27 protein-coding genes are annotated in these 26100 nt (G+C 56.1%); 12 read left to right on the top strand and 15 right to left on the bottom strand.

Annotation, left to right across the window (positions count from 1 at the left end):
• Positions 1-95 precede the first annotated feature (95 nt).
• Both iaaH and TRICHSKD4_RS05005 read left to right on the top strand, forming a co-directional pair.
• Positions 96-1547 carry an indoleacetamide hydrolase gene (gene iaaH, locus TRICHSKD4_RS05010; protein ID WP_009466363.1) on the top strand — a complete coding sequence of 484 codons (1452 nt, stop codon included), beginning with the start codon at positions 96-98 and terminating at the stop codon, positions 1545-1547.
• Between the two features lie 115 nt (positions 1548-1662).
• Positions 1663-2244 carry a metal-dependent phosphohydrolase gene (locus TRICHSKD4_RS05005; protein ID WP_009466362.1) on the top strand — a complete coding sequence of 194 codons (582 nt, stop codon included), beginning with the start codon at positions 1663-1665 and terminating at the stop codon, positions 2242-2244.
• Positions 2245-2294: 50 nt separating this feature from the next.
• Here TRICHSKD4_RS05005 and TRICHSKD4_RS05000 read toward each other — a convergent pair whose 3' ends face one another.
• The 3 genes from TRICHSKD4_RS05000 to TRICHSKD4_RS04990 all read right to left on the bottom strand — a co-directional run bounded on the left by TRICHSKD4_RS05000 (position 2295) and on the right by TRICHSKD4_RS04990 (position 5837).
• On the bottom strand, positions 2295-3515 hold the full coding sequence (locus TRICHSKD4_RS05000) for a murein L,D-transpeptidase family protein (RefSeq protein WP_208993001.1): 1221 nt from the start codon (positions 3513-3515) through the stop codon (positions 2295-2297).
• Positions 3516-3782: 267 nt separating this feature from the next.
• Positions 3783-4739, bottom strand: a complete 957-nt coding sequence (locus TRICHSKD4_RS04995; protein WP_009466359.1) for an acetyl-CoA carboxylase carboxyltransferase subunit alpha — start codon at positions 4737-4739, stop codon at positions 3783-3785.
• A gap of 264 nt (positions 4740-5003) precedes the next feature.
• A complete protein-coding gene (locus TRICHSKD4_RS04990; RefSeq protein ID WP_208993000.1) occupies positions 5004-5837 on the bottom strand; it encodes a DUF3108 domain-containing protein in 834 nt (277 codons plus the stop codon).
• A 332-nt stretch (positions 5838-6169) separates the two neighbouring features.
• Between TRICHSKD4_RS04990 and rpmB the strand changes: the two genes are divergently transcribed.
• Positions 6170-6466, top strand: coding sequence for a 50S ribosomal protein L28 (rpmB, locus tag TRICHSKD4_RS04985; RefSeq protein ID WP_040616367.1), 297 nt, complete (start codon positions 6170-6172; stop codon positions 6464-6466).
• An 18-nt stretch (positions 6467-6484) separates the two neighbouring features.
• Positions 6485-7144, top strand: a complete 660-nt coding sequence (locus tag TRICHSKD4_RS04980) for a VUT family protein (protein ID WP_009466355.1) — start codon at positions 6485-6487, stop codon at positions 7142-7144.
• Between the two features lie 60 nt (positions 7145-7204).
• Here TRICHSKD4_RS04980 and TRICHSKD4_RS04975 read toward each other — a convergent pair whose 3' ends face one another.
• The 5 genes from TRICHSKD4_RS04975 to TRICHSKD4_RS04955 all read right to left on the bottom strand — a co-directional run bounded on the left by TRICHSKD4_RS04975 (position 7205) and on the right by TRICHSKD4_RS04955 (position 12463).
• Positions 7205-7831: a LysE family translocator gene (locus tag TRICHSKD4_RS04975; protein ID WP_139051973.1), complete on the bottom strand. Its 627-nt coding sequence runs from the start codon at positions 7829-7831 to the stop codon at positions 7205-7207.
• A gap of 17 nt (positions 7832-7848) precedes the next feature.
• Positions 7849-8895 (bottom strand): esterase-like activity of phytase family protein, encoded by a 1047-nt coding sequence (locus TRICHSKD4_RS04970; RefSeq protein WP_009466353.1) that lies wholly within the window; start codon positions 8893-8895, stop codon positions 7849-7851.
• A gap of 2 nt (positions 8896-8897) precedes the next feature.
• A complete protein-coding gene (gene cobT / locus TRICHSKD4_RS04965; protein ID WP_009466352.1) occupies positions 8898-10811 on the bottom strand; it encodes a cobaltochelatase subunit CobT in 1914 nt (637 codons plus the stop codon).
• Between the two features lie 7 nt (positions 10812-10818).
• Positions 10819-11805: a cobaltochelatase subunit CobS gene (cobS, locus tag TRICHSKD4_RS04960; RefSeq protein ID WP_040616334.1), complete on the bottom strand. Its 987-nt coding sequence runs from the start codon at positions 11803-11805 to the stop codon at positions 10819-10821.
• Positions 11806-11872: 67 nt separating this feature from the next.
• Complete coding sequence (locus TRICHSKD4_RS04955) at positions 11873-12463, bottom strand: J domain-containing protein (protein ID WP_040616366.1); 591 nt, start codon at positions 12461-12463, stop codon at positions 11873-11875.
• A 201-nt stretch (positions 12464-12664) separates the two neighbouring features.
• On the opposite strand from TRICHSKD4_RS04955, the gene TRICHSKD4_RS04950 reads away from it, so the two are divergent.
• Positions 12665-12961, top strand: coding sequence for a BolA family transcriptional regulator (locus TRICHSKD4_RS04950; protein WP_009466348.1), 297 nt, complete (start codon positions 12665-12667; stop codon positions 12959-12961).
• A 51-nt stretch (positions 12962-13012) separates the two neighbouring features.
• Here TRICHSKD4_RS04950 and TRICHSKD4_RS04945 read toward each other — a convergent pair whose 3' ends face one another.
• The 3 genes from TRICHSKD4_RS04945 to TRICHSKD4_RS04935 are packed head-to-tail and all read right to left on the bottom strand — an operon-like array spanning position 13013 to position 16133.
• Positions 13013-14350, bottom strand: a complete 1338-nt coding sequence (locus tag TRICHSKD4_RS04945; protein ID WP_009466347.1) for an HlyC/CorC family transporter — start codon at positions 14348-14350, stop codon at positions 13013-13015.
• Positions 14347-15495 carry a 3-dehydroquinate synthase gene (aroB, locus tag TRICHSKD4_RS04940; protein WP_009466346.1) on the bottom strand — a complete coding sequence of 383 codons (1149 nt, stop codon included), beginning with the start codon at positions 15493-15495 and terminating at the stop codon, positions 14347-14349. Before aroB ends, TRICHSKD4_RS04945 begins: the two co-directional genes overlap by 4 nt.
• Positions 15496-15518: 23 nt before the next feature.
• Entirely contained in the window at positions 15519-16133 is a 615-nt protein-coding gene (locus TRICHSKD4_RS04935) for a shikimate kinase (RefSeq protein ID WP_009466345.1), read from the bottom strand.
• Between the two features lie 134 nt (positions 16134-16267).
• Between TRICHSKD4_RS04935 and TRICHSKD4_RS30610 the strand changes: the two genes are divergently transcribed.
• Both TRICHSKD4_RS30610 and xerD read left to right on the top strand, forming a co-directional pair.
• Positions 16268-16411, top strand: a complete 144-nt coding sequence (locus tag TRICHSKD4_RS30610) for a hypothetical protein (RefSeq protein ID WP_009466344.1) — start codon at positions 16268-16270, stop codon at positions 16409-16411.
• Between the two features lie 12 nt (positions 16412-16423).
• Positions 16424-17347 (top strand): site-specific tyrosine recombinase XerD, encoded by a 924-nt coding sequence (xerD, locus tag TRICHSKD4_RS04930; protein ID WP_009466343.1) that lies wholly within the window; start codon positions 16424-16426, stop codon positions 17345-17347.
• Between the two features lies 1 nt (position 17348).
• Here xerD and TRICHSKD4_RS04925 read toward each other — a convergent pair whose 3' ends face one another.
• The 3 genes from TRICHSKD4_RS04925 to ispG are packed head-to-tail and all read right to left on the bottom strand — an operon-like array spanning position 17349 to position 20264.
• Complete coding sequence (locus TRICHSKD4_RS04925) at positions 17349-18098, bottom strand: DUF429 domain-containing protein (RefSeq protein ID WP_009466342.1); 750 nt, start codon at positions 18096-18098, stop codon at positions 17349-17351.
• Positions 18091-18990 carry a pyridoxal kinase gene (gene pdxY, locus TRICHSKD4_RS04920; protein ID WP_009466341.1) on the bottom strand — a complete coding sequence of 300 codons (900 nt, stop codon included), beginning with the start codon at positions 18988-18990 and terminating at the stop codon, positions 18091-18093. Before pdxY ends, TRICHSKD4_RS04925 begins: the two co-directional genes overlap by 8 nt.
• An 11-nt stretch (positions 18991-19001) precedes the next feature.
• Positions 19002-20264, bottom strand: coding sequence for a flavodoxin-dependent (E)-4-hydroxy-3-methylbut-2-enyl-diphosphate synthase (gene ispG / locus TRICHSKD4_RS04915; protein ID WP_009466340.1), 1263 nt, complete (start codon positions 20262-20264; stop codon positions 19002-19004).
• A 180-nt stretch (positions 20265-20444) separates the two neighbouring features.
• Here ispG and TRICHSKD4_RS04910 point away from each other — a divergent pair, with 180 nt between their 5' ends.
• The 5 genes from TRICHSKD4_RS04910 (at position 20445) to TRICHSKD4_RS04890 (ending at position 25360) form a co-directional block, all read left to right on the top strand.
• Positions 20445-21242: a hypothetical protein gene (locus tag TRICHSKD4_RS04910; RefSeq protein ID WP_009466339.1), complete on the top strand. Its 798-nt coding sequence runs from the start codon at positions 20445-20447 to the stop codon at positions 21240-21242.
• A gap of 54 nt (positions 21243-21296) precedes the next feature.
• The gene (locus TRICHSKD4_RS04905) at positions 21297-22187 is read left to right on the top strand and encodes a hypothetical protein (RefSeq protein WP_009466338.1); all 891 of its coding nucleotides are present in this window, start codon (positions 21297-21299) and stop codon (positions 22185-22187) included.
• A gap of 106 nt (positions 22188-22293) precedes the next feature.
• On the top strand, positions 22294-23076 hold the full coding sequence (locus tag TRICHSKD4_RS04900) for a 3-hydroxybutyrate dehydrogenase (protein WP_009466337.1): 783 nt from the start codon (positions 22294-22296) through the stop codon (positions 23074-23076).
• Positions 23077-23112: 36 nt separating this feature from the next.
• On the top strand, positions 23113-24129 hold the full coding sequence (locus TRICHSKD4_RS04895) for a patatin-like phospholipase family protein (protein ID WP_009466336.1): 1017 nt from the start codon (positions 23113-23115) through the stop codon (positions 24127-24129).
• Positions 24130-24526: 397 nt separating this feature from the next.
• The gene (locus TRICHSKD4_RS04890) at positions 24527-25360 is read left to right on the top strand and encodes a pentapeptide repeat-containing protein (protein WP_009466334.1); all 834 of its coding nucleotides are present in this window, start codon (positions 24527-24529) and stop codon (positions 25358-25360) included.
• 76 nt (positions 25361-25436) lie between these two features.
• On the opposite strand, the gene TRICHSKD4_RS04885 is transcribed toward TRICHSKD4_RS04890, so the two are convergent.
• On the bottom strand, positions 25437-26100 hold a 664-nt coding region (locus TRICHSKD4_RS04885; RefSeq protein ID WP_009466333.1), incomplete at its 5' end, for a MipA/OmpV family protein.

Raw genomic sequence — 26100 nt, 5'->3', positions numbered from 1 at the left:
CGCCCGATATCTTCGTCCGCATCCTCAAAAATGAGGACGCGTTGCACCTCTATCTTCGCTCCAGTGCTTTTCCGATCTTGAACGGAGGAATGATAATGGGAGTTCGAAGCATCTTGACCATTGGAGCAATGGCACTTGGAAGCTTGCCAGCACTCGCGGGCGACAACCTGAAGGACCTGACCGCAAGCGAAGCCGCAGCACAGATCGCCTCGGGCGCACTGTCGCCACAAGCATATGTTGACGCGCTGCTTAATCGGATTGGCGACGATCGCGGAAACGCGTTCATCACGCTGGACGCAGATGGCGCAAAGTCCGCTGCGCTGAAGGAACCGTCAGAAAAGGGCCCCTTGTTCGGGGTGCCCATCGTCGTAAAGGACAACATCGCCGTTCAGGGTCTGCCGACCACCGCCGGAACACCCGCTCTTGCCAATTGGCGCCCTGCAAAGGACGCTCCAGTGGTCGAACGACTGCGCAAGGCAGGCGCAATCATTCTCGGCAAGACCAACCTGCATGAACTGGCATTCGGCATCACATCCAACAACGCCGTCCATGGCGCAGTTGCCAATGCCTACGCATCTGATCGCTTTGCAGGCGGATCAAGCGGTGGAACCGGTGCAGCAATCGGCGCCCGGTTTGCACCGGTAGGGTTGGGAACGGATACGGGCGGATCGGTTCGCATTCCTGCAGCGCTGAATGGTGTCTATGGCTTCCGTCCTTCCGTCGGAAGATATCCGCAGGCAGGGATTGTTCCGATATCCCACACTCGCGACACCGCCGGACCGCTTGCGCGCTCCATGAAGGATATCATACTGATAGACGGCGTCATCACGAATGGTACAACCACCCTCGGAGCACTCAATCTATCCGGCGTCCGCGTGGGAATTCCATCTGCCTTCAACGGCCATGTGGATGGCGAAACAGATCGCCTTGTGAAGGCAGCACTTGAAAAGCTGGAAGCGGCAGGCGTAACCCTTGTTACCCTCGATCTTGCCGACATTCAGGACCTCAATGGTCAGATCGGTTTCCCGATTGCACTTTTCGAAGCAAAACAGGACATTTCGAAATTCCTTGAAAAAAACGAGACGGGCCTCACCATCGACCAGCTGGCCGCAGAGATCACCAGCCCGGACGTGAAATTCGTCTTCGACAATATGATACTGGGCGATCAGGCCGTGCCGGAAGTCGCCTATCGAAGTGTGATGAACGACCTTCGTCCCAAACTGCAAGCGCGATATGCCGAAGTATTTGCAGACCACCGGCTGGATGCCCTTGCCTTCCCGACCACACCCCTTCCCGCGCAGCCCATCTCGGGCTCGGATCTAGAAGTGGAGCTGTTGGGAGCCAAGGTCCCGACCTTCCAGACGTTCATCCGGAATACGGACCCCGGATCCAACGCAGGCCTCCCCAGCCTCTCGATCCCCGTCGGACTGACAAGTGACGGCCTACCCGTCGGACTGGAGCTTGATGGCCCGGCCTTTTCGGACAGGCATCTGCTGGCTCTTGGGCTTGCGGTAGACGCGCTGCTTCCTCCAACACCTGCCCCCTGACACGCGATCACGACGGTTTCTGGCCAGAAAGCCTCGGTTTCGGGGCCTTCTCTTTTTTCAAAAGAAGGCGAGACTTCAAGATAAATGCTGACGGATGTCTTAGGGAGAGCCGCCAATGAAAACCGTATCGTTCACGCAAATGAAAGACGGCACCAAGGCCGACTATGATCTGCTGGCAGAAGCGGAGAAACCGTATCATGCGCTAATCCCGGACCGGATCCTCGCCGAACTGCGCAACCAGGGAGAAGATTCCATGTCTGGCTATCAAATCACCCGCATGGACCATGGGCTTCAATCAGCCACACGGGCACTGCGTGACGGCGCAGATATTGACTGGGTGGTCGGAGCCCTTCTCCACGACATAGGAGACGGTCTTGCCCCGCAAAACCATGACCGGTTTTCCGCCGAAGTCATTCGCCCCTTTGTGCGCGATGAAGTCGCATGGGTGGTCTCGAGCATCACGGCATTTTTCAAATGCTTTATTACGGCAAGCATTATGGCTGGGATGAAAACGCCCGCGATGAATTCAAGGACCATCCCTGCTTTCAAAGCTGTTCTGATTTCTGCGAGCGCTGGGATCAATCATCCTTTGATCCGGACTATCCGACCGAGCCTCTGGAAACGTTCGAACCCATGGTCCGCGAAGTCTTTGGGCGCAAGGCCTATGACCCGGACGTCATTCAGGAAGGAGTCGTAACAGGTTTGCCGCCTCAAAAGCTCAGTTGGCCGGAACAAAAGCCACTAGAATCAAGGTTTGGGAGCCGGGGCAGCTGCGCCTTCAATTGACCCGACAGTCGCCGTTTCTTCCGTGGTCTTGGAGCCAAACGGCAGCCAGCGTTTCATGAAACCGCCCGGTGTTCCGCTGTCGCTCTTTTGCGCAGGCGCATAAGCTGTCGCAACATCGCCTTCAGGGCGCTGTTTTGGAGCCACGGCAACTGCGGTAGCTGCACCGTCGGCAGCGGCAGAGCCAGCCTCGACGGTGGCCTCAGCTGCAGCAGGAGCATCACTGCCCAAAAGACCTGCGATGGCCTTCTGGCGTTCTTCCCAACGCTCCTTGCGCTCTTCTCGAGCTTCAATACGCGCAACGATGGTCTGGAACTTTTCCTCGTCCGTGGACTGCTTTTGCGCCACGAGCATCGCTGTGCGATCCGGCACCTTGTAGTCTGGGCACTTGGCCGTCGCCCGGAACGGCACGCCATCCACAAGCGGTGTCGCGTCAAATACATACTTCTTTTCGCAGACGGAAATCTTCGGCGGCACCTTTGTCAGCTCGAAATGATCGTAGCCAACTTTCAGCATGCGCCAGAAATCCATATGCTCGCTCTCGCGGTTTTTCGCCATGTTTTCCGGCGTCATGCGGAACGGAAATGCCTGCACTTGAAACGAGCGCTGACCGCCTTTGAAGCTGTCGCGCGCAAGCGCATAAATGTCCTGAACCTGTTTGTCCGTCATGGCATAGCAGCCGCGGGAGGAACACGCCCCATGCACCATCAGGTGTGACCCCGTGCGCCCATGAGCGCGATCGAACCTGTTCGGATATCCGAGGTTAAATGCTAGGTGATAGCTTGATTTCGGGTTCATCAAGCTGGGCATAATCTCGTAGAACCCTTCAGGAGCCTGCCGGTCGCCTTCCTTGAACTTGGGACCAAGTTCACCGGACCATTTGCAGATCTCAAAAGTTTCAAGAAGCTTGTACCGACCGCCCCGTGCCTGTTTCCAAACTTCAAGTTCACTTTCCTGCTTGAAGATCCGGATCATGATCGGCGATGTCGACCTCATGCCGAGCTCGGTCATCTTGCGCTTGATAGTGCTGTCAACCGGACGTTTGTGCTTCGGGCCATAGCCCAGTTCATCTGCCTGACATCCGGCCAGTGCTCCCGCCAAAACCAGCAGCGCCGCGACACGACCGAGCATGGTCATGCGGTCACGGATATAGGTGCAAACGTCAGATACTCGCCAAGCGCTCATGCACATTCTCGAACTCAACACAGCAACGAAACACAAAGCCGACCCAAAGGCATTTCAAAAATGCACCAAACACGGTCCGCCAAATGGTCACGTTACGGGGTTATGGTTGACAGCAGGTTACCCTAAAACAAGCAATTCTGCCGAACGAATCCCGCTGACATTCACGTTATTCGTCTCAAGAACACCTCATGACCGACAAATTCGGCCAAAGAGCGGCAGCCTCGCAACCAAAACGCGAGACACCTTTAGGCATGCATCAAATTTGCGTTACGAGAGCGTACGGCCAATCGCCAAGAACTTGTCACGGCGCTGCTTGCGCAGCTCATCCGGCGTCAGGGCAGACAGGTCATTCAATGCCGTCTCGATTGCAGTACCTGCGCGATCAATCACGGTTTCCGGAGCACGATGCGCACCGCCAACCGGCTCTTCCACGATTTCATCAATCACACCCAGTTGCAGAAGGTCCTGTGCTGTGACTTTCATTGCTGTTGCCGCATCCTGTGCCCGTGCGCTGTCACGCCACAGAATAGAGGCAGCGCCTTCCGGAGAAATCACCGAATAGATGGAATGCTCCAGCATCAAGACCTTGCTGGATGTGGCAACAGCAATCGCCCCGCCAGACCCGCCTTCACCGATCACCATTGAGATAGACGGAACGCCAAGACCAAGGCCCTTGTCAGTCGACCTCGCAATGGCTTCTGCCTGACCGCGCTCTTCAGCGCCAATACCCGGATAGGCACCGGCTGTATCAACGAAGGAAACGACGGGAATGCCAAACCGCTCGGCCATATCCATGATCCGGACAGCCTTGCGATAGCCTTCAGGACGGGCCATGCCAAAATTATGCTTCAAACGGGTTTCCGTGTCCGAGCCTTTTTCCTGCGCCAAAACAGCGACAGACTGCCCACGGAACCGGCCAAGACCAGTAATGATCGCATAATCTTCCGCATAATTCCGGTCACCGGCCAGTGGCGTAAAGTCTTCAATCAAGCCTTTGACATAATCAGCTGCATGCGGACGGTCCGGATGGCGCGCCACCAAGGTTTTCTGCCAGGGTGTCAGCTTGGTATAAAGGTCTTTCAATGTGCTGGACGATTTGGACTTGAGCCGGTCGATCTCGTCATCGACATTTACGGCCTCGCCACCGGCTGCAAGAGCGCGAAGCTCCTGGATCTTGCCTTCGATATCGGCGACCGGCTTTTCAAATTCCAAATAGCTGTGCATCGACTAAGGTACCTGGACCATCTGGCCTGCAATGAGCAGGCGGGAAAACGTATTACGCTTGGCCTCTAACAAGACACTGGCAAACACGCAAGTGCGGGCTGCGCCTTCAGGTAAGCCTCAGGGAGCGCAAATGCAACAAACCGCGGGCTGATCCCGCGGAAAAAGGTGAGAGATTTCAAGAAAGCGTCGGCTACTCAGCTCGTCTTGCCCCCAATTTGGAGAAAAGCGGCGATCTGCCAAGCTTTCAGCAAAAGAAGGTCAGGCTCAGCGACCGGCGCTGTCCCGCAAACCCGGTTTGATCTGCAGCGCGGACGCTTCGACCACAAGACGGCCCGTCTTCGTCTCAATGGACATGCGGTAAGGGATCAAAACGTTTTCTTCGCCCATTGGTGCCAGCCAAACCTCCATGGGAGCCTTTGCCATATACTTGACAGATGCCTTGGACGGGCGGTGCCCGGCAACCGGTATCCATTTCGCATTACAGACCACAACAGGGCCATCATAGCCCTTGCCAGACACCTGCTTGATTTCACGGAAGCTCAGCTTGATGTCGAACCGCGTCCAGCCATCAAAGATCGGCAGTTTGCGTTTGCAGGCATCCGGGCCAAGCACATCGCCGCCCTTGCCCACAGGCATCAAGGCCGCGCTCAGCGGGTCAACCGCATTTTGCTTGTGCTTGCCACGTATTTTGATCCGTTCCGCATTGGGCTTGAACTGCGGCGTCACCTCCGCAGACCGGATATGTCCGGACCCTTGCTGAAGACCAACGTAAAAGTTTCGGTTCGCTGCTTCAGAGGCCATCTGATACTTGGAGGGGTGAATTTTGGACCCTACCAGCCAACCCGACGCCTCTGCGCCGCCCTTACCCGTTGAGAACAAAGTGCCGATGCCCGCAGGCTTCAAGCCAACTTTAGCCGAATAGGCATTTCCCTGTAGAACAAGAGACAAAGTCCCTTCGCCAACAGTCAGCCCGGCAATCGTGATGTTGTAACGTCCCCCAACGCTGCTGCGCTTGGCCTCTGCCGGAACAGATGCAAATGCTGTCGCCGCAGCGAGTGAAACGGCCAGAAACCGGCCAAACGAGGAAAATTCCAACACGAGAACCTCCGACATGCCGCGCAGGGCATAAATGTCACGGCGCACCTGTCCCGACACACTTGTTCGAATTACGCAGGTACGAATATGTTCGGATTGTTAGCTCACATGGTAACCTTAGGGTTAACGCAGCCGGTCAAATTGAGAGAAAAAGATTCTGGTGCGCAGAATCTGAACTGATGTCTTGACCTTCGCCGTCACTCCCATTATAGCGGGACAACTTTTTCCGAGACATGCCGGAGATGCCGCTGCGAGACGTTCGCGTCCGCACCTTTCCGGTTGAAACCGCCATTTCCTGCACAGCAGGGTGGCTGCGAAGACATAAAGGTGAACTCATGGCACGCCGTTGTGAACTCTCCGGCAAAGACGTGATGACGGGTAACAACGTCTCTCACGCAAACAACAAGTCCCGCCGCCGGTTCCTGCCGAACCTGTGCAACGTGTCTCTTTTGAGCGACACACTGGGCGAAACCTTCAAGCTGCGAATCAGTGCTCACGCACTTCGCTCTGTTGAGCACCGCGGCGGTCTGGACAACTACCTGATGAAAGCTACGGACGCTCAGCTGTCTGACAAAGCTCGTCAGGTCAAGGTTGCGATCAAGCGCAAGCAGGCGGAAGCAGCCGCTGCTTAAGCCTTTGAGGGCAAAAGCATGACAAGTTCCCGGAAGTTTTCCGTGACCGACCTCGCCATCGCGATCACCGCGATGGCGATTGTCGTTGTGGCCTCGAATTTTCTGGTGCAATTCCCGGTTCAGGGCGCGCTCGGCGGAATTAACCTCGACGATCTCCTGACATGGGGAGCGTTCACCTACCCGGCCGCATTTCTGGTCACCGACCTGACGAACCGTCGGTTTGGACCTCAAGCAGCGCGTACGGTCGTTCTCATTGGCTTCGCGTTGGCTGTCATTCTGTCAATCTGGCTGGCCACACCGCGAATTGCCATCGCCTCAGGAACCGCGTTCCTGACCGCGCAGCTTCTGGACGTCACCATCTTTGACAAATTGCGCCGGATGGCGTGGTGGAAAGCACCGATTGCGTCATCGATGATTGGCTCGATCATCGACACACTGCTGTTCTTCGGAATCGCGTTTGCAGCCAGCTTCGCCTTCATTGATGAACTGTTTTGGCTGGAAGACAGCTCTTTGGCTTTCCCAGTTCCCTTCTTGGGGGTTGGATCAGACGTTCCGCTTTGGGTTTCGCTCGCCGCGGGTGACTTTATCGTGAAGGTGCTGGTGGCCATCGCAATGCTTGCACCCTATCGCATCGTGCTTGGACTCTTTCGAGGGTCGCCGAACGGCTCAACGGCCTAAAAAATCACGATAAAACAATCTTTAAAAGGCATCTGGGCTTAGGTTCAGATGCCTTTTTTTCTATCCCAGCCGCGTTGTTAGAATTTTGAGGCCAGCGGCTCCAAACGCCAGTGAAAAGGCGGCATTAAAGGCGCGATACATGCGTTGATATCCTTTGACCATCGCCGGTTTGGAGAAAATCAGAGAGTACCCGATATTGACGGCAAGGCTCTGCACCAACAAAACGGCGATCAAGATGATGAGCTCCTTGATCGGCGTGTGGGCGGGCACTCCGATGGAGTAGAGCGAACCAAAGAAGAAGATCGCCTTCGGGTTCGTCATATGCAGCAAAAAACCACTGCGATAGGCACGCAGCGCATCCCCCTTCACCGGAGCGACGGCATTGAGACCAACAGATCCAAAGGCTGCTTTTGCTGATTTATAGGCGAGGTAAATCAGATACAGCGCTCCCATATACCGGATCACCTCTAGCATCCAGGCATTCGCCAGCATGATCGCCCCAAGCCCCATGGCGGCGAAAACCGACCAGACCAGTGATCCGGTGGACACGCCCATGGCAAGTGCAAACCCGTTTTTACGCCCTGCCGTCATGGATGTGCTTGCAATGGCCAATGTTGCAGGGCCCGGACTGGCAACCGCGAGGAGCGCAGCCCCCATGATCAGGGGAAGGTTTATCGTCTCAATCACTTTTCCGCAGCTCCCCATTAGCCATCAGCATTAATCAATTTAAACCGGAGCAACAGCGTTCTTTGCAAGAGGGATCGATTGTTGTCGGAAAGAACCGTCAGGATTGTGTCGCCGTCTTTGGTTTGGTGAAACGCAAGCGCTTCCATATTGTCGATTTGGTAGGTGAAATCCGCTTCTAGAAGAACCTCACCACGCAATTGCGCCCCCGGCTTCAAGTCCGCGCTCTCAAACTGGCGCAGCCGCATGCCAACAAGATCCCGCATATTGAACCGGCGCTCCAGCAGGAGAAATTCTCCATTTGGCAGGAAGACAGCATCGGTCGCGTCATAGCGATCAGACCGCTCAATCGAAAACACTTCAGTGCCCGTTGAAGAAATCAGGAACCCGGGCAGCGAGTGGCTTTCGCTTATTCCGCGCTCTCCAACCGCCACAATCACCCCGTCTAGCAGCGATCCGGCAGGACCGTCGGCAATCGCCTCCAATCCTTTGGTTTTTTGCAGTGCCTTGATCTCCGGCGGCACAGCCACCTCCTCAAGCATCCGCTCATTACCGGTAAGGATCGGCCATGGGAATCGATAAATCGCATTGGCCCGCTCAGCAGATACCAGCAGTGTGTCGCCATCCCGCACCAGACTTTCCGTGTCATGGCCCCAAATACGGCGGAACGTCTCCCCGTTTTGCCGCCGCAAGGGGGCAACACGGATGTTGGCAAGATCCAGCGGAACCCCAGCCTCATCCTGCTCAATCTCTCCAGACACCCAATGACCGTTATCCGTCACCGCCAAGAATTGCGCGCCGCCCGACAAGGTAATCAAACCGGACAGACTACCAATAGCCCGGTTGGCAGACAGGATTTCCAGCCCGCCCAGAAACTCCAACTGCCCGAAGCGCGTCTCGGTCTTGCCTATCTGGAAAGTCTTGATTGGCTTCGTCTTGATCGTGACAGCGTCGCCCTTCTGCACCAGATCAAGAGCCGAAACCGAAGCCGGGACAATAAGGGCCAAAAAAAATGCCGCCATGAGACCCATGGCAGCATTCAAAAGTCGCCGAACCGGACGGGTCATCGCTAGCGACCGTTTCTGGCTCGTTTGCGGGCCCGCCGCAGATCACCCTGCTCGGCTTCATCATCGAACAAATCAGCCAACTGATCGGTCATGGCCCCGGCCAATTCTTCCGCGTCCACAATCGTCACAGCACGCTTGTAGTAGCGGGTCACATCGTGACCAATGCCAATTGCAATCAACTGCACCGGGGATCTGTTTTCGATCTCCTCAATGACATAGCGCAGATGCCGTTCCAGATAGTTGCCCGGATTGACGGACAAGGTGCAGTCATCCACCGGTGCACCATCAGAAATCATCATCAGGATACGGCGTTGTTCTGGACGCCCGAGCAAGCGCTCATGGGCCCAGGTCAGCGCCTCGCCGTCAATGTTTTCCTTGAGCAGCCCTTCGCGCATCATCAGCCCAAGATTGCGGCGCGCACGGCGCCACGGCGCATCTGCAGACTTATAGATGATGTGGCGCAGATCATTCAGGCGCCCAGGTGCGGGTGGCTTACCCGTGCCAATCCAGCTTTCCCGAGACTGTCCGCCTTTCCAGGCTTTGGTGGTGAAACCGTGGATCTCGACCTTCACACCGCACCGCTCAAGCGTCCGCGCCAGAATATCAGCACAAGTGGCCGCAACGGTAATCGGACGACCACGCATGGACCCGGAATTGTCGAGCAGCAACGTGACAACCGTATCACGGAACGTTGTGTCCCGCTCCTGCTTGAAAGCAAGAGGGCTCATCGGGTCCGTCACCGCACGGGTCAACCGCGCCGTATCCAAGAGCCCTTCTTCCAGATCAAAGTCCCACCCGCGGCTCTGCTGGGCCATCAACTTGCGTTGCAGGCGGTTTGCCAGCCGCGCAACCGCGCCTTGCAAATGGGTCAGCTGCTTGTCGAGGAACCCCCGCAAACGGTCCAGTTCGGCAGCATCGCACAGATCTTCTGCGTGGATCGTCTCGTCAAACTGGGTGGTATAGACGCGATAGTCCGATAGCGGGGGCTTGTTGGAAAACGGCAGTTCCCGCCGCTCACTTTCCCCCGGCTCTTCCGCCGCATCCGCCATGTCTTCTTCGGCGAAGTCATCCATATCGGCGTCAGAGGCTTCGGTTTCACCTGAATCCTGCTCCTCACCGGACATATCCATGTCCTGAGGGGCAGCTTCCCGCTCGCCGCTGTCCTCGTCCTCTTCGCCGCCAGTCTCGGATTCGTCGTTGTTGCCGTCGTCTTCGTTCTGCTCCGGATTGTCTTCCTGATCCAGCTCGCCCAGCTCTTCAGCCATGTCGAGGGATTTGAGGACTTCACGAAACGCTTCGGCAAACGTGTCCTGATTTTCAACCGTGTCAGCGAGACCGTCGAGCTCGGCGCCTGCCTTTTGCTCAACCCAGTCCCGCCACATGTCAACCAGATTGACAGCTGCCTTGGGTGGTGCAGCTCCGGTTAGCCGTTCGCGCACAATAAGAGAAAGCGCATCTTGGAGCGGCGCTTCTTCCCGGCTGTTGATGTCAGGAGCAACGGTGCGCACATATTTGTCTTCCAGCATAGCCGCCAGATTGCTGGCCACGCCTTCCATACGCCGCGCGCCAACGGCCTCACACCGTGCCTGCTCCACCGCATCGAAAATCGCCCGCGCATCCGAGCCCACCGGGATGTGACGCGCATGGATTTTCGTGTCGTGACACGCCAGCTTCAATGCCATGGAATCGGACAAACCACGCGTGACCGCGATTTCCTTCGCCGACACTTTACGGGAAGGATCAGGCAAACGGGCCGTTTTGCCAGAAATGCCCGGCCGGTCCCCGGAGAAGGTGACCTCAAGCTCCGGATCACCGGAAATCGCGCGCATGCAACCGGCGACCGATTGCTTGAACGGTTCTGGATCCGGAGCAGGTTTGCCACCGGGTATGGAATTGCTGCCTGGCCTTGGTGCCATCTTACCCTCAGCTCATGACGACATTAACGGCGGATTCCGGCAACTCCTCACCGAAACACCGCTGATAGAATTCGGCGACAAGTGCCTGCTCCATGTCGTCACACTTGTTCAGGAAGGTCACACGGAAGGCAAAACCGACATCATTAAAGATGTTGGCGTTCTCGGCCCAAGTGATCACGGTCCGCGGGCTCATGACGGTAGAAAGGTCACCGGCAATAAACGCGTTCCGGGTCATGTCCGCCAGACGCACCATCTTGGAGACAATGCCGCGGCCTTCATCATTTTGGTAATGCTTGGCCTTGGACAGAACGATATCGACCTCATTGTCATGCGGCAGATAATTCAGTGTCGTGACAATGGACCAGCGGTCCATCTGTGCCTGATTGATTTGCTGCGTGCCGTGATAAAGGCCGGATGTATCACCCAGACCAACCGTGTTGGCTGTTGCAAACAGGCGGAAGGCCGCATGCGGACGGATCACGCGGCTTTGGTCAAGCAACGTCAAACGACCGGAAGATTCCAGAATTCGCTGGATCACGAACATCACATCCGGACGACCGGCATCATATTCGTCAAACACCAAGGCCACATTGTGCTGGTAAGCCCAAGGCAGAATACCGTCCTTGAATTCGGTGACCTGCTGACCGTCCTTGATGACGATCGCGTCCTTGCCCACAAGGTCGATACGGGAGATGTGGCTATCGAGGTTAACGCGAATACACGGCCAGTTGAGGCGGGACGCCACCTGCTCAATATGTGTGGACTTGCCCGTTCCGTGATAGCCGGTCACCATCACCCTGCGGTTATGTGCAAACCCGGCGAGAATCGCCAGGGTCGTGGCTTTGTCGAACAGATAGTCGTCATCCCGATCCGGCACATGCTCCGATGCGCTCGAGAACGCCGGAACTTTCAAATCCGATTCGAAACCGAACACGTCTTGTACGGAAACCTCGGTATCCGGCATGCTCATAGCCACACTCGTCGTCTCAGTCATCGGTCCTCCGCTGCCCCGGTGCAATCCGGGTAGGGTATTTGGGGAAAGGCTGCAGGAATGTGCAGACTTAGCAGAATCCGGATTTCTTCAAAACCTGATAGGCCTGAATGATCTCCCGAAGGCGGTCTTCACAAGATCGATCCCCGCCATTGGCATCCGGGTGGTTGAGTTTCACAAGTTCCTTATAGCGCGCTTTGATTTCATCGCCACGTGCTGTCTGCGGCAGATTGAGCACATCAAGCGACCGTTTTTCAAGCGCCAGCAATTTTCTTTGTCGCGGCCTGCGCGCTTCCGACGCACGCCGGTGGGCATTGGACCGCATGTTTTCGCGCGGATCGTAGCCATCCGGGCCGTCAGCTGCCTGTTTGTTGACGCCCATTTTCCAAGTCGGGCGATGCCCTGTCAGGCTGTCCTTGTGGTAAGAGCGGACATCATCATCCTGCATGCCGGTGAAGTAATTGTAGGATTTATTGTATTCCCGCACATGGTCGACACAGAAATTGAAATACTGGCCTTCCATGTCCCGTCCCTTCGGCGCCTTGTGAGTGCCGGGACGTTTACAGCCTTTGTGATCGCAGGTCGGATGGCGATCTTCCGCAACCCGGTCCTTGTCCGGCTTGACACGTATGCTGTCGAATATTTTTGAATCCAGTTTCATAGGCGTGATTATGGTGAGATGAACGGTTTGGGACAAGCTGCGCATAGTGCCAAATTAAGGCATGTCCATGCAATTTTTTTATTGAGTGGAACAATCCGCTTTTTGCAACTCGGTGATTAGGGTCAGGACCCTAACCTTTGCTATTGCAGGTTGGGAAACCTTAGCTCTTGACGGATCGCTGCCAGAGCGAGAAAACAGCTCATGAGCATCAAGCAGACAATCATCACAAAATTAACAGACGCCCTTCAGCCCAGCGCGCTGGAGGTGATCGACGAATCCGACAAACACAAAGGCCACGGCGGTTGGCGCGAAGGGGGCGAGACACACTTTCGGGTTCGCATTGTGGCGGGCAGCTTTTCAGGCCAAAACCGGGTGGCCCGGCACCGGACCATCAACAGCCTCTTGGCCGAAGAACTGGCTGACCGCGTTCACGCCCTAGCCATTGAAGCGCGTGCACCGGAAGAACCCGATCCACGCGCTGCCCGCATTGCGCAATAGTCTGCCAATTTCAAACCAGATCTGCTGACATCAACCTCAAGATGACGGGTCTCAAGACGCTGGGGACGGCTGGACCGCATGGCCCAGCTGACCAGCCAGCATGACCTTGTTTCCAGCCACCTGATTAAGCGGCATGATCCGAAGGCGCGTCACGCGGTTTTTCTCCCGGCGCAAAACAGTGAACCTAAAGCCGTGGAAGGTGAAAATCTGCCGTTCTTCCGGGATCATCCGGGCTTCATGAATAACAAGACCGGCGATAGTCGTGGCTTCGTCATCCGGCAGCGTCCAGTCAGTCGCCCGGTTCAGATCGCGGATCGGCACTGAACCATCTACAATCACGGAACCATCGGCCTGAGGACGCAAGCCTTCCAGCTCAACGTCATGCTCATCGGCAATCTCGCCGACGATCTCTTCCAGAATGTCTTCCAGCGTGACAAGGCCCATCACCTCGCCATACTCGTCAACAACGAGTGCAAAGTGAGACTTGTTCTTCAAAAAGGCATTGAGCTGGTCCTGAAGCGTTGTTGTATCGGGAACGAACCAGGCTGGTGCTGCAATATCTAAGATATCAATGCCTTCCGGATTGCCACCTGACTTATTCAGGGCCCGGAGCAAGTCCTTGGCATGAAGAACACCGATGAAGTTGTCCGTTTCGCCGCGCCACAATGGCAGGCGTGTGTACGGAGAGCTGAGAGCGGCATCAATCAGCTTTTGCGGATCGTCATCCGCATTCAGCGCCAACATGTTGGTCCGGTGCACCATGACATCGGAAACCTCTAGATCGGCCAAATCCAGAAGACCGCCAATCCGGTCCCGTTCGCCCTTTTCCAAGCCACCTTCCATGTGCTGCAGATCAACCGCACCGCGCAATTCCTCATGCGCGGACAAGATGGAAGAATCCTCGCCAACGTGAACACCAAGCGCCTTCAGCAACAATCTGACGATCGCTTCCACGCCGATCACAATCGGCCCAAATACGGCCACAACAACGCGCACAACCGGAGAAACAGCAAGCGCAAATTTCTCAGGTGCCGAGATCGCCCAAGTTTTGGGAAGAACTTCTGCGAATACCAGAACAAGGGCGGTCATGACCAATGTGGCGATCGCAACACCAGCTTCACCGAACAGGGTCAGGAATACGCTGGTGGCAAGCGCTGACGCCAAGATATTGACAAGGTTGTTGCCAAGCAGAAGCGCGCCAATCAGGCGCTCTCGAGAGGCAATCAGGCGGCTCACGATTTTCGCCCGCTTGTCGCCGGTCTTTTCCACTTGGTGAATCCGGGCCCGGGAAGTCGCCGTCAACGCGGTTTCAGACCCGGAGAAAAAGCCGGACAGAAACAGCAAAATGAACACGGCAGCACTGGCAAGCCAGAGGGTCGTTTCAGTCATGACGATAGTTTCTCATCCAAAAATGCACGTACATCTGCCGGATCAACACCACGCTCGACGAAAGCCTGACCAATTCCTCGTGTGAGAATGAATGTCAGTTCGCCGCGCGACACCTTTTTGTCCTGGGCAATACTGTCCATCAGGGTGTCAACGGGCGGCAGTTGTCCCGGAATGTCTGACAGGCAGGTCGGCAAGCCGACTTCCTTTAGATGGTGTGTTGCCCGCTGAACGTCCAGATCCGAAATAAGGCCAAGTCGGTTGGAAAATTCGTGAGCCAGAACCATGCCGATGGAAACGCCTTCTCCATGCACGAGACGAACGGTCTCATACTCAACAGCCGCTTCCAGCGCGTGGCCGAATGTATGACCGAGGTTCAACAGCGCCCGCCGCCCGGCTTCCAATTCATCAGCGGCCACCACATCAGCCTTCGCCTGACATGAGCGGGCGACAGCTTCATCGCGTTCAGGACCACCAGCAAACACAGCCTGCCAGTTTTGTTCCAGCCATGCGAAAAACGGCTCGTCACCCAAAAGCCCGTATTTGGCAACTTCCGCATATCCCGCCCTGAAGTCGCGCAGTGGCAATGTATCCAGAACACTGGTATCGGCCATCACCCACACGGGCTGATAAAAGGCACCGATCAGGTTCTTGCCAAACCGGGAATTGATCGCCGTCTTGCCGCCTACAGAACTGTCCACCTGCGCCAGAAGTGTTGTCGGGATCTGAATGAATGCCATGCCGCGGCGCACGGCGGAGGCAACAAATCCCGAAAGATCACCAACCACTCCGCCGCCCAGCGCGATAATCACATCACCGCGCTCAAGCCGCGCTTCCAGAACCGCATCACACACACGTTCAAACTGGGTGTAGCTTTTGCTGCTTTCCCCACTTGGAACAGTAATGGCTGAATGACCGACACCCGCAGCATCAAGACTGGCTTGCAAAGTACCCAGATGCAGACGCGCCACCGCCTCATCGGTGATAATGGCCGCACGGGCTTTTGGCATCATCGCGGCAATTTTTTGCCCTACCCCGGACAGCTGATCGCGGCCAATATCGATCTGGTAGCTCCGGCTGCCCAGATCCACGGTGACAGCTTGGAGCGCAGGCTGAGTAGCCGCCGTTGTGTCGGTTACGTGTGTCATTCTCGCTCTGCTGTCCTGCCGTCTCAGCGCGCTGCGTCTGCTCCCAAAAGGTGCTGACTCAGCGCTTCCATGATTTCATCTACAACGGCCTCATGGGGTACTTCCCTTGAGAGAACCGTCAACTCCGCAAGGGCATAAACCGGATGACGTTTTTCCATCAAGGCCCGCATTGTGCCTTCCGGGTCCGGATTTTGCAGCAAGGGACGTGTGGAGCGACGCCGAACCCGCGCCATCACGGTGTTGAACTCTGCCTTCAGCCAGATGGAAATACCATTCTCGGCAATTTCCTTGCGCGTGGCTTCGCTCATTACCGCCCCACCACCTGTGGCCAGAACCTGCGGTCCTTCCTGTAGCAACCGAGCGATGACCCGCTCTTCGCCACTACGGAAATAAGGCTCGCCATGTTCGGCAAAGATTTCCGAAACGGTCATATTTGCAGCCCGTTCGATCTCTGTATCCGCATCCAGAAAATTGAGATCTAGTCTTTGAGCCAGACGCCGCCCAACCGTCGATTTACCACACCCCATGATGCCGACCAGAACGATGGTCTTGTTGCCCAAGGCTTCGACAACGGCTTTTTCTAGAGGAACATTGAGTTCGTCGTGCGCGCCGTTTGAATGTTCGCGAATGTGCTTCATGCGGCGGTTTTAGCACATTTGCTAAAAAACGCACCGCGAGAAGTCATCAAACCCGCTTTGTCCCGGCAAAAACTTGCACTTCACCGGACAACGCGGGAAAATTCCGCATTCGATTCGAAGGGGCACATCTAACCTTGCCAACACTGACCCGCTTGATTGTTGTGCTGCTTGTCCTTGGCGGCCTTGGCTATGGCGCGATTTACGCACTGGCCAATTTCGTGGAGCCACGGGAGCGCGAAATCACCATTCGTGTGCAAAAGGACGGCTTTGGCCGTTGACCGGAGGCAAGGGTGAACAGCGACTACACAATTGAGAGCTTTCTGGAAATGCTGAGTGCCGAACGCGGCGCGGCAGAAAACACCCTGCAAAGCTATCGGCGCGACCTTGACGATTTTGCAGAGTTCACCGCCCCGCAAAACCCGTCCGCTGTCAATACGGACCGGATTTCCGCTTACCTGAGAGACCTGTCCCTGCGGGGCTTTGCCGAAACATCGCAAGCCCGCCGCCTGTCTGCGCTGAAGCAGTATTTCAAGTTCCTTTATGCCGACGGCATTCGCACCGATGACCCAACGCGCACCTTGTCTGCCCCCAAAAAACGGCAGGCGCTGCCCAAAGTGCTGTCCATTGATGAGGTCGACAAGCTGATCGGCGAAGCGCAACAGGCTGCAACAAAGAAGCAGGACAGCCCGGCCAAACAGCTGCGCGCCCAGCGGCTCTACACGCTTCTGGAAGTGCTTTATGCAACGGGCTTGCGTGTGTCAGAGCTGGTGGCGCTTCCCGTCACAGCTGCCCAGCGCGACCAGCGCCTGATTGAAGTCACCGGCAAGGGAGGCAAGGAACGCTTGGTCCCCTTGTCACCAGCGGCTCAAAAAGCCATGCGGGACTACATCCGTCAGCGGGCAGAGCTGGGCGCTTATGCGACAAGCCCGTGGCTCTTTCCCTCTCATGGCAAAAGCGGTCACTTTACCCGGCAGGCCTTTGGGCGGGATCTGAAGGACCTCGCAGTCGATACAAAAATCGACACGGACAAGGTCTCCCCGCACGTCCTGCGCCACGCCTTTGCCTCCCACCTTTTGCAAAACGGGGCGGATCTCAGAGTGGTTCAGCAGCTGCTCGGTCACGCCGATATTTCGACAACGCAAATCTATACCCACGTGCTCGATGAGCGCCTCACCCAACTCGTCGAAAGCGCCCACCCGCTGGCAAAGCGGTAAATCACGCCCAGATCGCGGCTCTGAGACCTTTGCTGTCGCGGCTGAAGTCTTTTGGAAACGGCTCTGCTTGCCCGGTCAAAATCCGCTCGGCAATGAGGGAGTTAACTGCGGCATCCAGAAGGTCATCCCGGCCTGCCCCGCGTGGCGGCTTTTGGGTCAAGACTTCCTTGGACAGGCCATGGTGCATCAATAAGGCTTGTCTTTGATCCAGCCCTTCCGGATTAGCTCGGCCCTTTACCTTCTTTGGCAAACCCATTTCTCGTTCGCAATTCAAGCGCCAGAACGCAAGCTCGGGATGCACTTCAAAAACGCGGGCCTCCAAGTCTGGCGACATCAGGCCGTCAATCTCGCGAATTTTGGGAAAGAGATAAAAGCACTGTTTGGACACTTTGCGCGGCGGATCGGAGCTCTCCAGCGCCCGTGCGCACGCTTCCGCATATTCTTCTGCGTAAACGGCGCTGCGCGAGGGCACAGAAAACACAGACGACTGCCGCATGCCGAGGTGTTTGCGCGCCGCTTGTTCCGGGCCTCGTCCGCCAAGACCCACCCGGTCCGGCAAGCCGATGGGCATATCCACCGCGATGATCGACAAATGAGGGACGTGGCTCAAAAGAGCCGCAAAATCAGGAAAAACCGCAACTTGCTCTGTCCCTGTAATGCCGATTTGCCGCATGTAGGCAATCCAGCCGGCTTTGCAGCCGTCAACACCGGTAACCCAAGGATGTTCAGATTGCGAGCCGCCCTCAGGCACGCGCGGTGCTTTCCATGACCCGGCGCTGGGAAACGAGCGCCATGGGCCGAACCAGACTGTCCTGCTCTTCAGCAATCAGCAGCTCATCCGCGCCGCGTTTGACACTCCGCGCCACAAGCTCAAATGTTGAGCCAGCGGCCCGAACCAAGGCTTCCTCATCCTTCATTCCGGACAAAACCCTCGAGAAGAACAGGGCTGACAGCATGTCGCCTGTGCCTTTTGGCGGATGGGGGATGGCCGCATGCTCCGCTGCCACGGCCCCGCTTGGCCCCGCCAGCAAGTTGGAAATTGCATTGCGCCGCAAAGCAGGGGCAGAGGTGACAATAACCCGCTCTGGCCCAAGCGACCGGGCCGCCGCCAGCGCTTCGATTTCCGTTTCAGAGGAAAAACCGGACAGCCATGCAACTTCGAAATTGTTGGGTGTTGCGATATCGGCCAGCGGCAACAGAACGTCGCGCATGGCAACAGCCGTTGCTTCGGGAACATAAAGCCCACCAGCCTCCCCAGCCGCTGCATCCCCGATGACCGGATCGCAGAGATACACAGCATCTGGATTGGCCCGTTTAACCGCGTCAATCAACTTGGCAATCGGTTCAGCCTGCTCATGTGAGCCAAGGTACCCCGTCATCACACCGCCGAGTTCAGCAAGCTTTGGCGATGATGCCAAATCATCAGCCATGGCGGCAAAAGCGGCGCTATCTGGAACACTGCGTGTTGCAACACCATGGCCGGGATGCCAGGGAAGCACGAGCGTTGGCAAAAACCACACCGGATGGCCGAGCCTCTGAAGCGCAAACTCCACCCCGCGCCCGCTGATGCTGCCACGCACGACCTGAGACGTGATTACGAGGATCGGTTTCTTTTCAGCGGGCGGACCCGGCTGTTGCATCATCACTGATACTTTCAGGCAGCGTCATTCGACGCGGGAGGTTGGGATGTTCCGAAACGTTGTTCGATATAATCCAGTACCATCTGCTTGAACTCGTCGGCAATGCCCGGGCCGCGCAAGGTTGTGACCTTTTCCCCGTCGATGAAGACAGGGGCCGAAGGGGTCTCCCCTGTTCCGGGCAGGGAAATGCCGATATCTGCATGCTTTGATTCACCCGGTCCGTTCACGATGCAGCCCATTACGGCCACATTCAGGCTTTCAACGCCTGGATATTGTTCGCGCCAGATTGGCATGGAAGTGCGGATGTGACCTTCAATGTCCTGCGCCAGTTCCTGAAACACGGTAGAGGTCGTGCGTCCGCACCCCGGACAGGCCGCAACCACGGGAACAAACGAGCGGAAACCCATCACCTGCAGCAGCTCCTGCGCCACCTGCACTTCACGTGTTCGATCACCACCCGGCTCCGGCGTCAGGGAAACGCGGATCGTGTCGCCAATGCCCTGTTGCAGCAAGATGCCCATGGACGCGGCTGAAGACACAATGCCCTTGGTGCCCATGCCTGCCTCTGTCAGACCCAGATGAAGCGCATAGTCACAGCGCTGCGCCAAATCCGCATAAACGGCAATCAGGTCCTGAACCTGAGACACCTTGGCCGACAGGATGATCTTGTCCCGGCCCATGCCCAGCGCCTCTGCACGCTCTGCCGACAATAGCCCGGACTGGATGATCGCCTCGCGCATGACCGCAGCTGCAGACGCTGGTTTGTCACTGGCCGCGTTTTCATCCATCAGCTTGGTCAGGAGCTCCTGATCCAGTGACCCCCAATTGACGCCGATGCGCACCGGCTTGTCATGCTTCAGCGCAATGTCGATGATCTGAGAAAACTGCGTGTCCCGCTTGGCCTTGAAGCCCACGTTCCCGGGATTGATCCGATATTTTTCCAGCGCTGCAGCGCAGTCTGGATAGTCGCTCAAAAGTTTGTGGCCGATATAGTGAAAGTCCCCCACCAGCGGCACATTGATGCCCAGCCGGTCCAGCCGCTCACGAATATGCGGCACCTGCTGCGCCGCCTCCGGCCGGTCCACCGTAATGCGGACAATTTCAGACCCGGCTTTGGCAAGCGCGGCCACCTGCGCAACCGTGCTGTCCGCATCGGCTGTGTCCGTGTTGGTCATGGATTGAACGACAATCGGGGCATCCCCGCCCACGGTTACCGATCCCACTTTGACGGGAACGGACACACGGCGCGGTTTCTGGCTGGCGAATTCTTCGATCATTGGATCACTATCGTTGCTTGAACGGCAGAAGGTCGATTGAGCCCTTGATTAGTGCGCAAGGCGGCAAAGGGCAATCAAAACCGACATAGGAAATCTTCAGGCTGTGTGGATGTTTCTTAGGAATTCCCGACTACTGATAAAACTCTCGAGCCTGCCCTTTGACTTATAAATCGGATCACAATGTTTAAAAGACTGCTCAACGATTCTCTAAGCCTTGTTTTTGGTAATCTGGACGCTGTTTTCAAGGTTGCAGGCTCATGGTTTGTCCTGCAGTTCGTGCTGTCCATCGCAATTTTGACCCTGACCGGCCAGATGCCGGAAGAGATTGGCGAAGCAGCTCCAAGTGCAACAACATTTCTCCTAAGCATCACGATGCTGGTGCTGTTTGTTCTGTCATCATCATCCATTGGTGTTGCTTGGCACCGGTTTGGCCTGTTGGGTGAACACCCTCAGACCATCCATCTTAAATACGGAAAAACCGAACTGGCCTTTACACTTCAGCTCCTGAAGATTTTTCTGATTTCCTTTTTGGTCATGTTGCCAGTTGGCGTCATATTCGCTCTTGTTTCCATGGCCGTGTCAGAAATTGTCGGTCTTGCGCTTCTGGTTATCCTTTTCCTCTTTGTGGTTTTGCCACGCCTCATGCGGCTTAATCTCATCCTGCCTGCAGCCGCCGTTGAACGGCCTCTGACCTTGAAAGAAGCTTATGCGCTTGGGGACAGTCTGGGCTGGAAAATGCTCTGGGCAACCATTGTTCTGTCTCTGCCGTTTTCACTTGTCAGCGTGGGGCTTCAATTCATTTTGTCGATGGTTGGCGGCGGCTTACCCGTCTTTCTGATCCAGATGAAAGTCATGATCCTGAATGTCTTGCTGCAGATCATCTTCACCGTTCTGGCGATTTCCGTGATTACCGCAGGCTATAGAATTGCCATGGAGCGTGTGCAAAATTCAGGCGGCGGGGGCGCAAACGGCGCGTAAACTCCCTATATCGGGTCAGAATCGAAGGCCGAACTGGCACTTATGAAGAGGCACATGATGTTTTTCACCGTTCTGGAGCGCTCACTCAGCCTTGGACAGCATCATGTCAGCACCCTGTTCAAAACCGGTTGGGCCTATATCCTCCTGCTTCTGGCTGTGAACTTTGCCATCGGATCGACCTTGAACCCGTCTGGCGCGTTCACAACGGTCTCCTATATGACCGAACCATTCGGACAGGCCGACAACGAGGCAAGCCTACGGTTTCTGGCAGCGCTAGCAAACATCCTGATCGGCTTTTCAATCGCGATTGCCTATGTGCGCAAGATCCTGATCGAGGCCAAGGATTTCCCGCTTGTGGTCAGCACCCGCACATTGAAGGTCATTTACCTGCAGGTTCTGTTGACCCTCATCGGCATCATTTCCCTCATTCCGCTGTCCATCGCCTCAGCCATGTTAGCCGCCGTTACCGGCGGGTTGGGTGGCTTCTTGATGCTGGCCGCCCCGTTTATTGCCTTGATGGTCGTTCAGCGCTTTTCCATCGTGCTTCCTGCCGCCGCCGTCGATGACAGTTTAACCTTGCGTGAAAGCTGGCAGGCCACATCCGGTCTGGGGTGGTCCATGGCTTTTGGCGCACTGATCATGAGCGTTCTGGCTGGCCTGTTGGCCGGGGGCTGGGCTCTGCTTTTATGGGGTCTTGGCGGCTTGGTGCCAGCTGAACCCGTGTGGCAACACATGCGCTCAACCGCCTTTCCAATGGGCACCATGATGATCTTCGTCTGGAGCTTTGCCAGCCTGCATGCCACGTGTTACGGCCTTGTGCGTGAGCGGTACGCCAGTCAGTTGGGGCTTGCCGAAACCGATTATGAAAAGGCCGATATGGCGCGTGGTCACGCCAGGGAAAAAGCCCGGCACGTGCTTGATTCGGTCAGCGACATGCGTCGCTGATCATCCTCCCCCCTCTTTTTTCCCTTTTCGACAATTACCATGTTGCAGTGCGGCGAATTTCCGTGAAATGTGCGCCTACCGATAAGTCACCATGGGAGTTTCTTCGATGCTGAAAGGCAAAACAGCTGTCGTCACCGGATCGACATCCGGTATTGGTCTTGGATGTGCCCGCGCCTTTGCGGCAGAAGGGGCAAATGTTGTCATCAATGGCCTTGGCGATGCAGCCGAGATAGAGGCAACCCGCGCCGCGATTGAAGCCGATTACGGCGTGACCTGTGTCTACTCTCCCGCCAACATGCTGAATGCTGAAGAGATCGAAGGCATGATCCAGATGGCAGAAAAAGACCTCGGCTCGGTCGATATTCTGGTCAACAATGCTGGCATTCAGCACGTTTCTCCGGTTGAGGAATTCCCGATCGGAAAATGGGATGCGATCATCGCGATCAACCTGTCCTCCGCTTTCCATGCCATTCGCGCAGCCGTACCGGGCATGAAACAGCGCGGCTGGGGCCGCATCATCAACACGGCTTCTGCTCACGCGCTCGTCGCCTCCCCTTACAAGTCCGCCTATGTCGCCGCAAAACATGGCATCGCCGGACTAACAAAAACCGTGGCTCTGGAAGTTGCCCAGGACGGCATCACCGTGAACGCCATTTGCCCCGGTTATGTCTGGACACCTTTGGTGGAAGCACAAATTCCGGATACGATGAAGGCGCGGAACCTGACCGAGGAAGAAGTAAAGCGCGACGTTCTCCTGAAGGCCCAGCCGACCAAGGAGTTTGTCACAATCGAGCAAGTTGCAGGCTATGCCGCGTTCCTGTGCTCCGACACCGCTTCCGCAATTACCGGCAGCATCCTGCCGATTGATGGCGGTTGGACCGCTCAATAACCCTCACTTCGTCTTCCAGACCTATAGGAACTCTCCATGGGAAATGCCCCGAAAAAGATTAATCTGGCCCTTCAGGGCGGTGGGGCTCATGGTGCCTTTACCTGGGGTGTTCTGGATTACCTGCTGGAAGACGAGCATTTCGAGATCGACGGCATTTCGGGCACCTCCGCCGGTGCCATGAATGCCGTCGTCATGACCAGCGGCTTGCAAAAGGGCGGGCAGCAGGCCGCCAGACAAGCGCTAGAAACCTTCTGGCACGAGGTCAGCAAGACCGCATTCCTCAGCCCTGTCAAACGCTCGCCGATTGATATCGCCCTTGGGCAATGGAGCCTTGATTTTTCGCCAAGTTATCTGGCTTTTGATCTCATTTCGCGCTTCGCATCGCCTTATGAGTTCAACCCCTTGAACGTCAACCCGCTCCGCGAGGTGGTGGAAGGCGTGGTTGATTTTGAAGCGGTCAAATGCTGTGACACGCCTCGCCTGTTCGTCGCGGCCACGAATGTCTATTCCGGTAAAATCCGGGTGTTTGAGCAACACGAGATTTCACTGGACGCCGTGATGGCCTCCGCCTGTCTGCCAACCCTGTTTCAAGCCGTTGAAGTCGAAGGCGAACCCTATTGGGACGGCGGTTACATGGGCAATCCGCCGCTCTATCCGCTGTTTTATCATACCAAGACCTCAGATACGGTCCTCATCCAGATCAACCCGGTTGAGCGGCGCGAAATACCCAAAACGGCGCGTGAAATCCTCAACCGCATGAACGAGATCACCTTCAATTCCAGCCTGCTGCGCGAGCTGCGCGCCGTTGATTTCGTCAGCCGCTTGATCGAAGAAGGCAAACTGTCTCGCGAAGATTACATGGAAGTGCACATGCACCGCATTTCCGCTGATGAACTCAGCCCCTTGCAGGCTTCATCCAAAGTGAATGCGGAATGGGCCTTCCTGTCTGAGCTGAAGGCGATAGGACGGCAAGCAGCGGCCAAGTGGGTCGATGAAAACTATAATGCCATCGGCAAACGCTCCACTTTGGACCTCCGCAGCGAGTTTTCCTAATATCGGGTTCAGTAAGCTAGGCAGCCCTAAATTAAGTCTGCATTAACCCTGATTGCAGCCTGCCTTGCAGAATGCAAGGCGCGCTTCATGAACAAAGTCTTAAATCTTTCAATATCTTGATTGACTGATTACCTTACACACCACCAGTAGAAATTTCACTTCCAAAACGAATTGGCAAGCCTTTTGCGATTGGATAGGCACGCTGATTGTAAGGTTGTGCGTCGTCAGCGATCGTGGACGGGAGAGGTAAGCACTGCGACCCCGCTTGCTTCTCCCCTCCGCACTTCCTCAAAGCTATGCTCCTTCCTGCCCCACAGCGAAAATGCGGCCTTGGCCTTTAACTGCCGCATGGTCGATATTACCTTTATCGCAACGTTGTCTTTGGAAAGCACGCTTCATGCTCACGCCCGAATTTTGGTCTGCCACTTGCCTGCGCACCTGCACTGCCCTTGCAATTGTTGCCACAGCAACCATCACTCCCGCCAATGCTAACGATGTGACATCAATCACCAAGCAGGGCGGTTGTCCGGATTGTGACCTGCGTCTGATGGAACTGCGCGAGCTTGATATAGATGGAGCAGACTTTCGCGAAACCGTGCTCCGCGAAGCCGACATGAAGGGCGTAAACCTGCCCAACGGATCCTTTCAATATGTTGACCTTCGGCGAACCGAGTTGGAAAAATCAAATCTGGCTGGCGGCGACTTCTCTCGCGCCTCCATGCGAGCGGTGGACATGGAAAAGTCCAACCTGACGGGTGCGATTTTTGTACGGGCCGATCTTCGCGACGCGGATCTGAACGACACCCAGCTTGAGAACGCAGATTTCACAAATAGCGATCTGAGAAACGCAACCTTCGTGCGCGCCAGAGCCGATGGAGCAAATTTCCAGGATGCAAAGATGGATCAGACGGACTTTGAGCGGGTCAGCCTCAATGGCGCCAATTTCAAAGGTGCCCGGCTTAAATATTCCGATTTCGACCGCGTATCCGCAAAAGGCGCCAGCTTTGAAGGCGCGAACCTGAACGGGGTCCGCTTTTCCAGCGCCGATCTTACCAATGCCAATTTGAAAGATGCCGACATGAGTGGCGCACTTTTACGCCATACCCGTTTGATCGGGGCAGACTTAAGCGGTGTCTCCGGCTTGTCGATGGACCGGATTCTAGATGCCTGCGGTGATGAGACCACCAAGCTTCCGAACGGCATAACCTTGATAGACTGCACCGACGGGTAACCCTGAGAATAGACACCTGAGGAAAACAAAAAACGCGGCCTTCAAGCCGCGTTTTGCTTGTCCGTATTCGGTGGTCTTAGTCAAACAGATCGAACGAAAACCGATAGCTGACACCAGCGCCAATGCTGAACTGGTCCTTGCTGCCAACATCTGCCAACGGGCTGTCCGCCGCATCCCCGACCAAACGGTCATAGCCAGCGCGGAAGTGCAAACGGGTGCGATCTGTCAAATTGTAGCTGGCCCGAGCCGAAACACCGACCTTCGTGATACCGGAACCCGGATCATAGGCGCTCAAACGTCCGCCGCTGGCAGCAGCCTCAGCCGCTGTCACACCGAAATAGGTGTCCATATAGTCACCGAAGCCGAACCCAACGCGCGGACCGACGTTCAGTTCCAGTTTTTGAGTTGGGTAGAAGATTGCATCTGCCCCAAACTGACCGACCTGACCGGTGTGACCGTTGAAACCTTGGCGGAGCTCGACAAAGGCCCGCCAATGCTCGGTCCGATACCCTGCACCCAGACCGGCTTCAAACGCCCAATCCACATCGCGTGTGCCTGTCAAATCCGAATCGTCCGACGCCTTGCGTTCGCCAACGAAGTTCAAGGACGGGAAGAAAAAGACACCCGACTTGCGGCGACCATCAACCACCTGCCCAAGACCTGGCACATAGAACCGACCGACGCTGAAAATCGGGAACGGCGAAAAGATAACCGAATCAGCTGTCGGATATTTGGTCTGG

Source organism: Roseibium sp. TrichSKD4, from assembly GCF_000148725.1.
Taxonomy (GTDB): Bacteria; Pseudomonadota; Alphaproteobacteria; order Rhizobiales; family Stappiaceae; genus Roseibium.
This window is presented reverse-complemented; position numbering and strand designations above follow the sequence as displayed.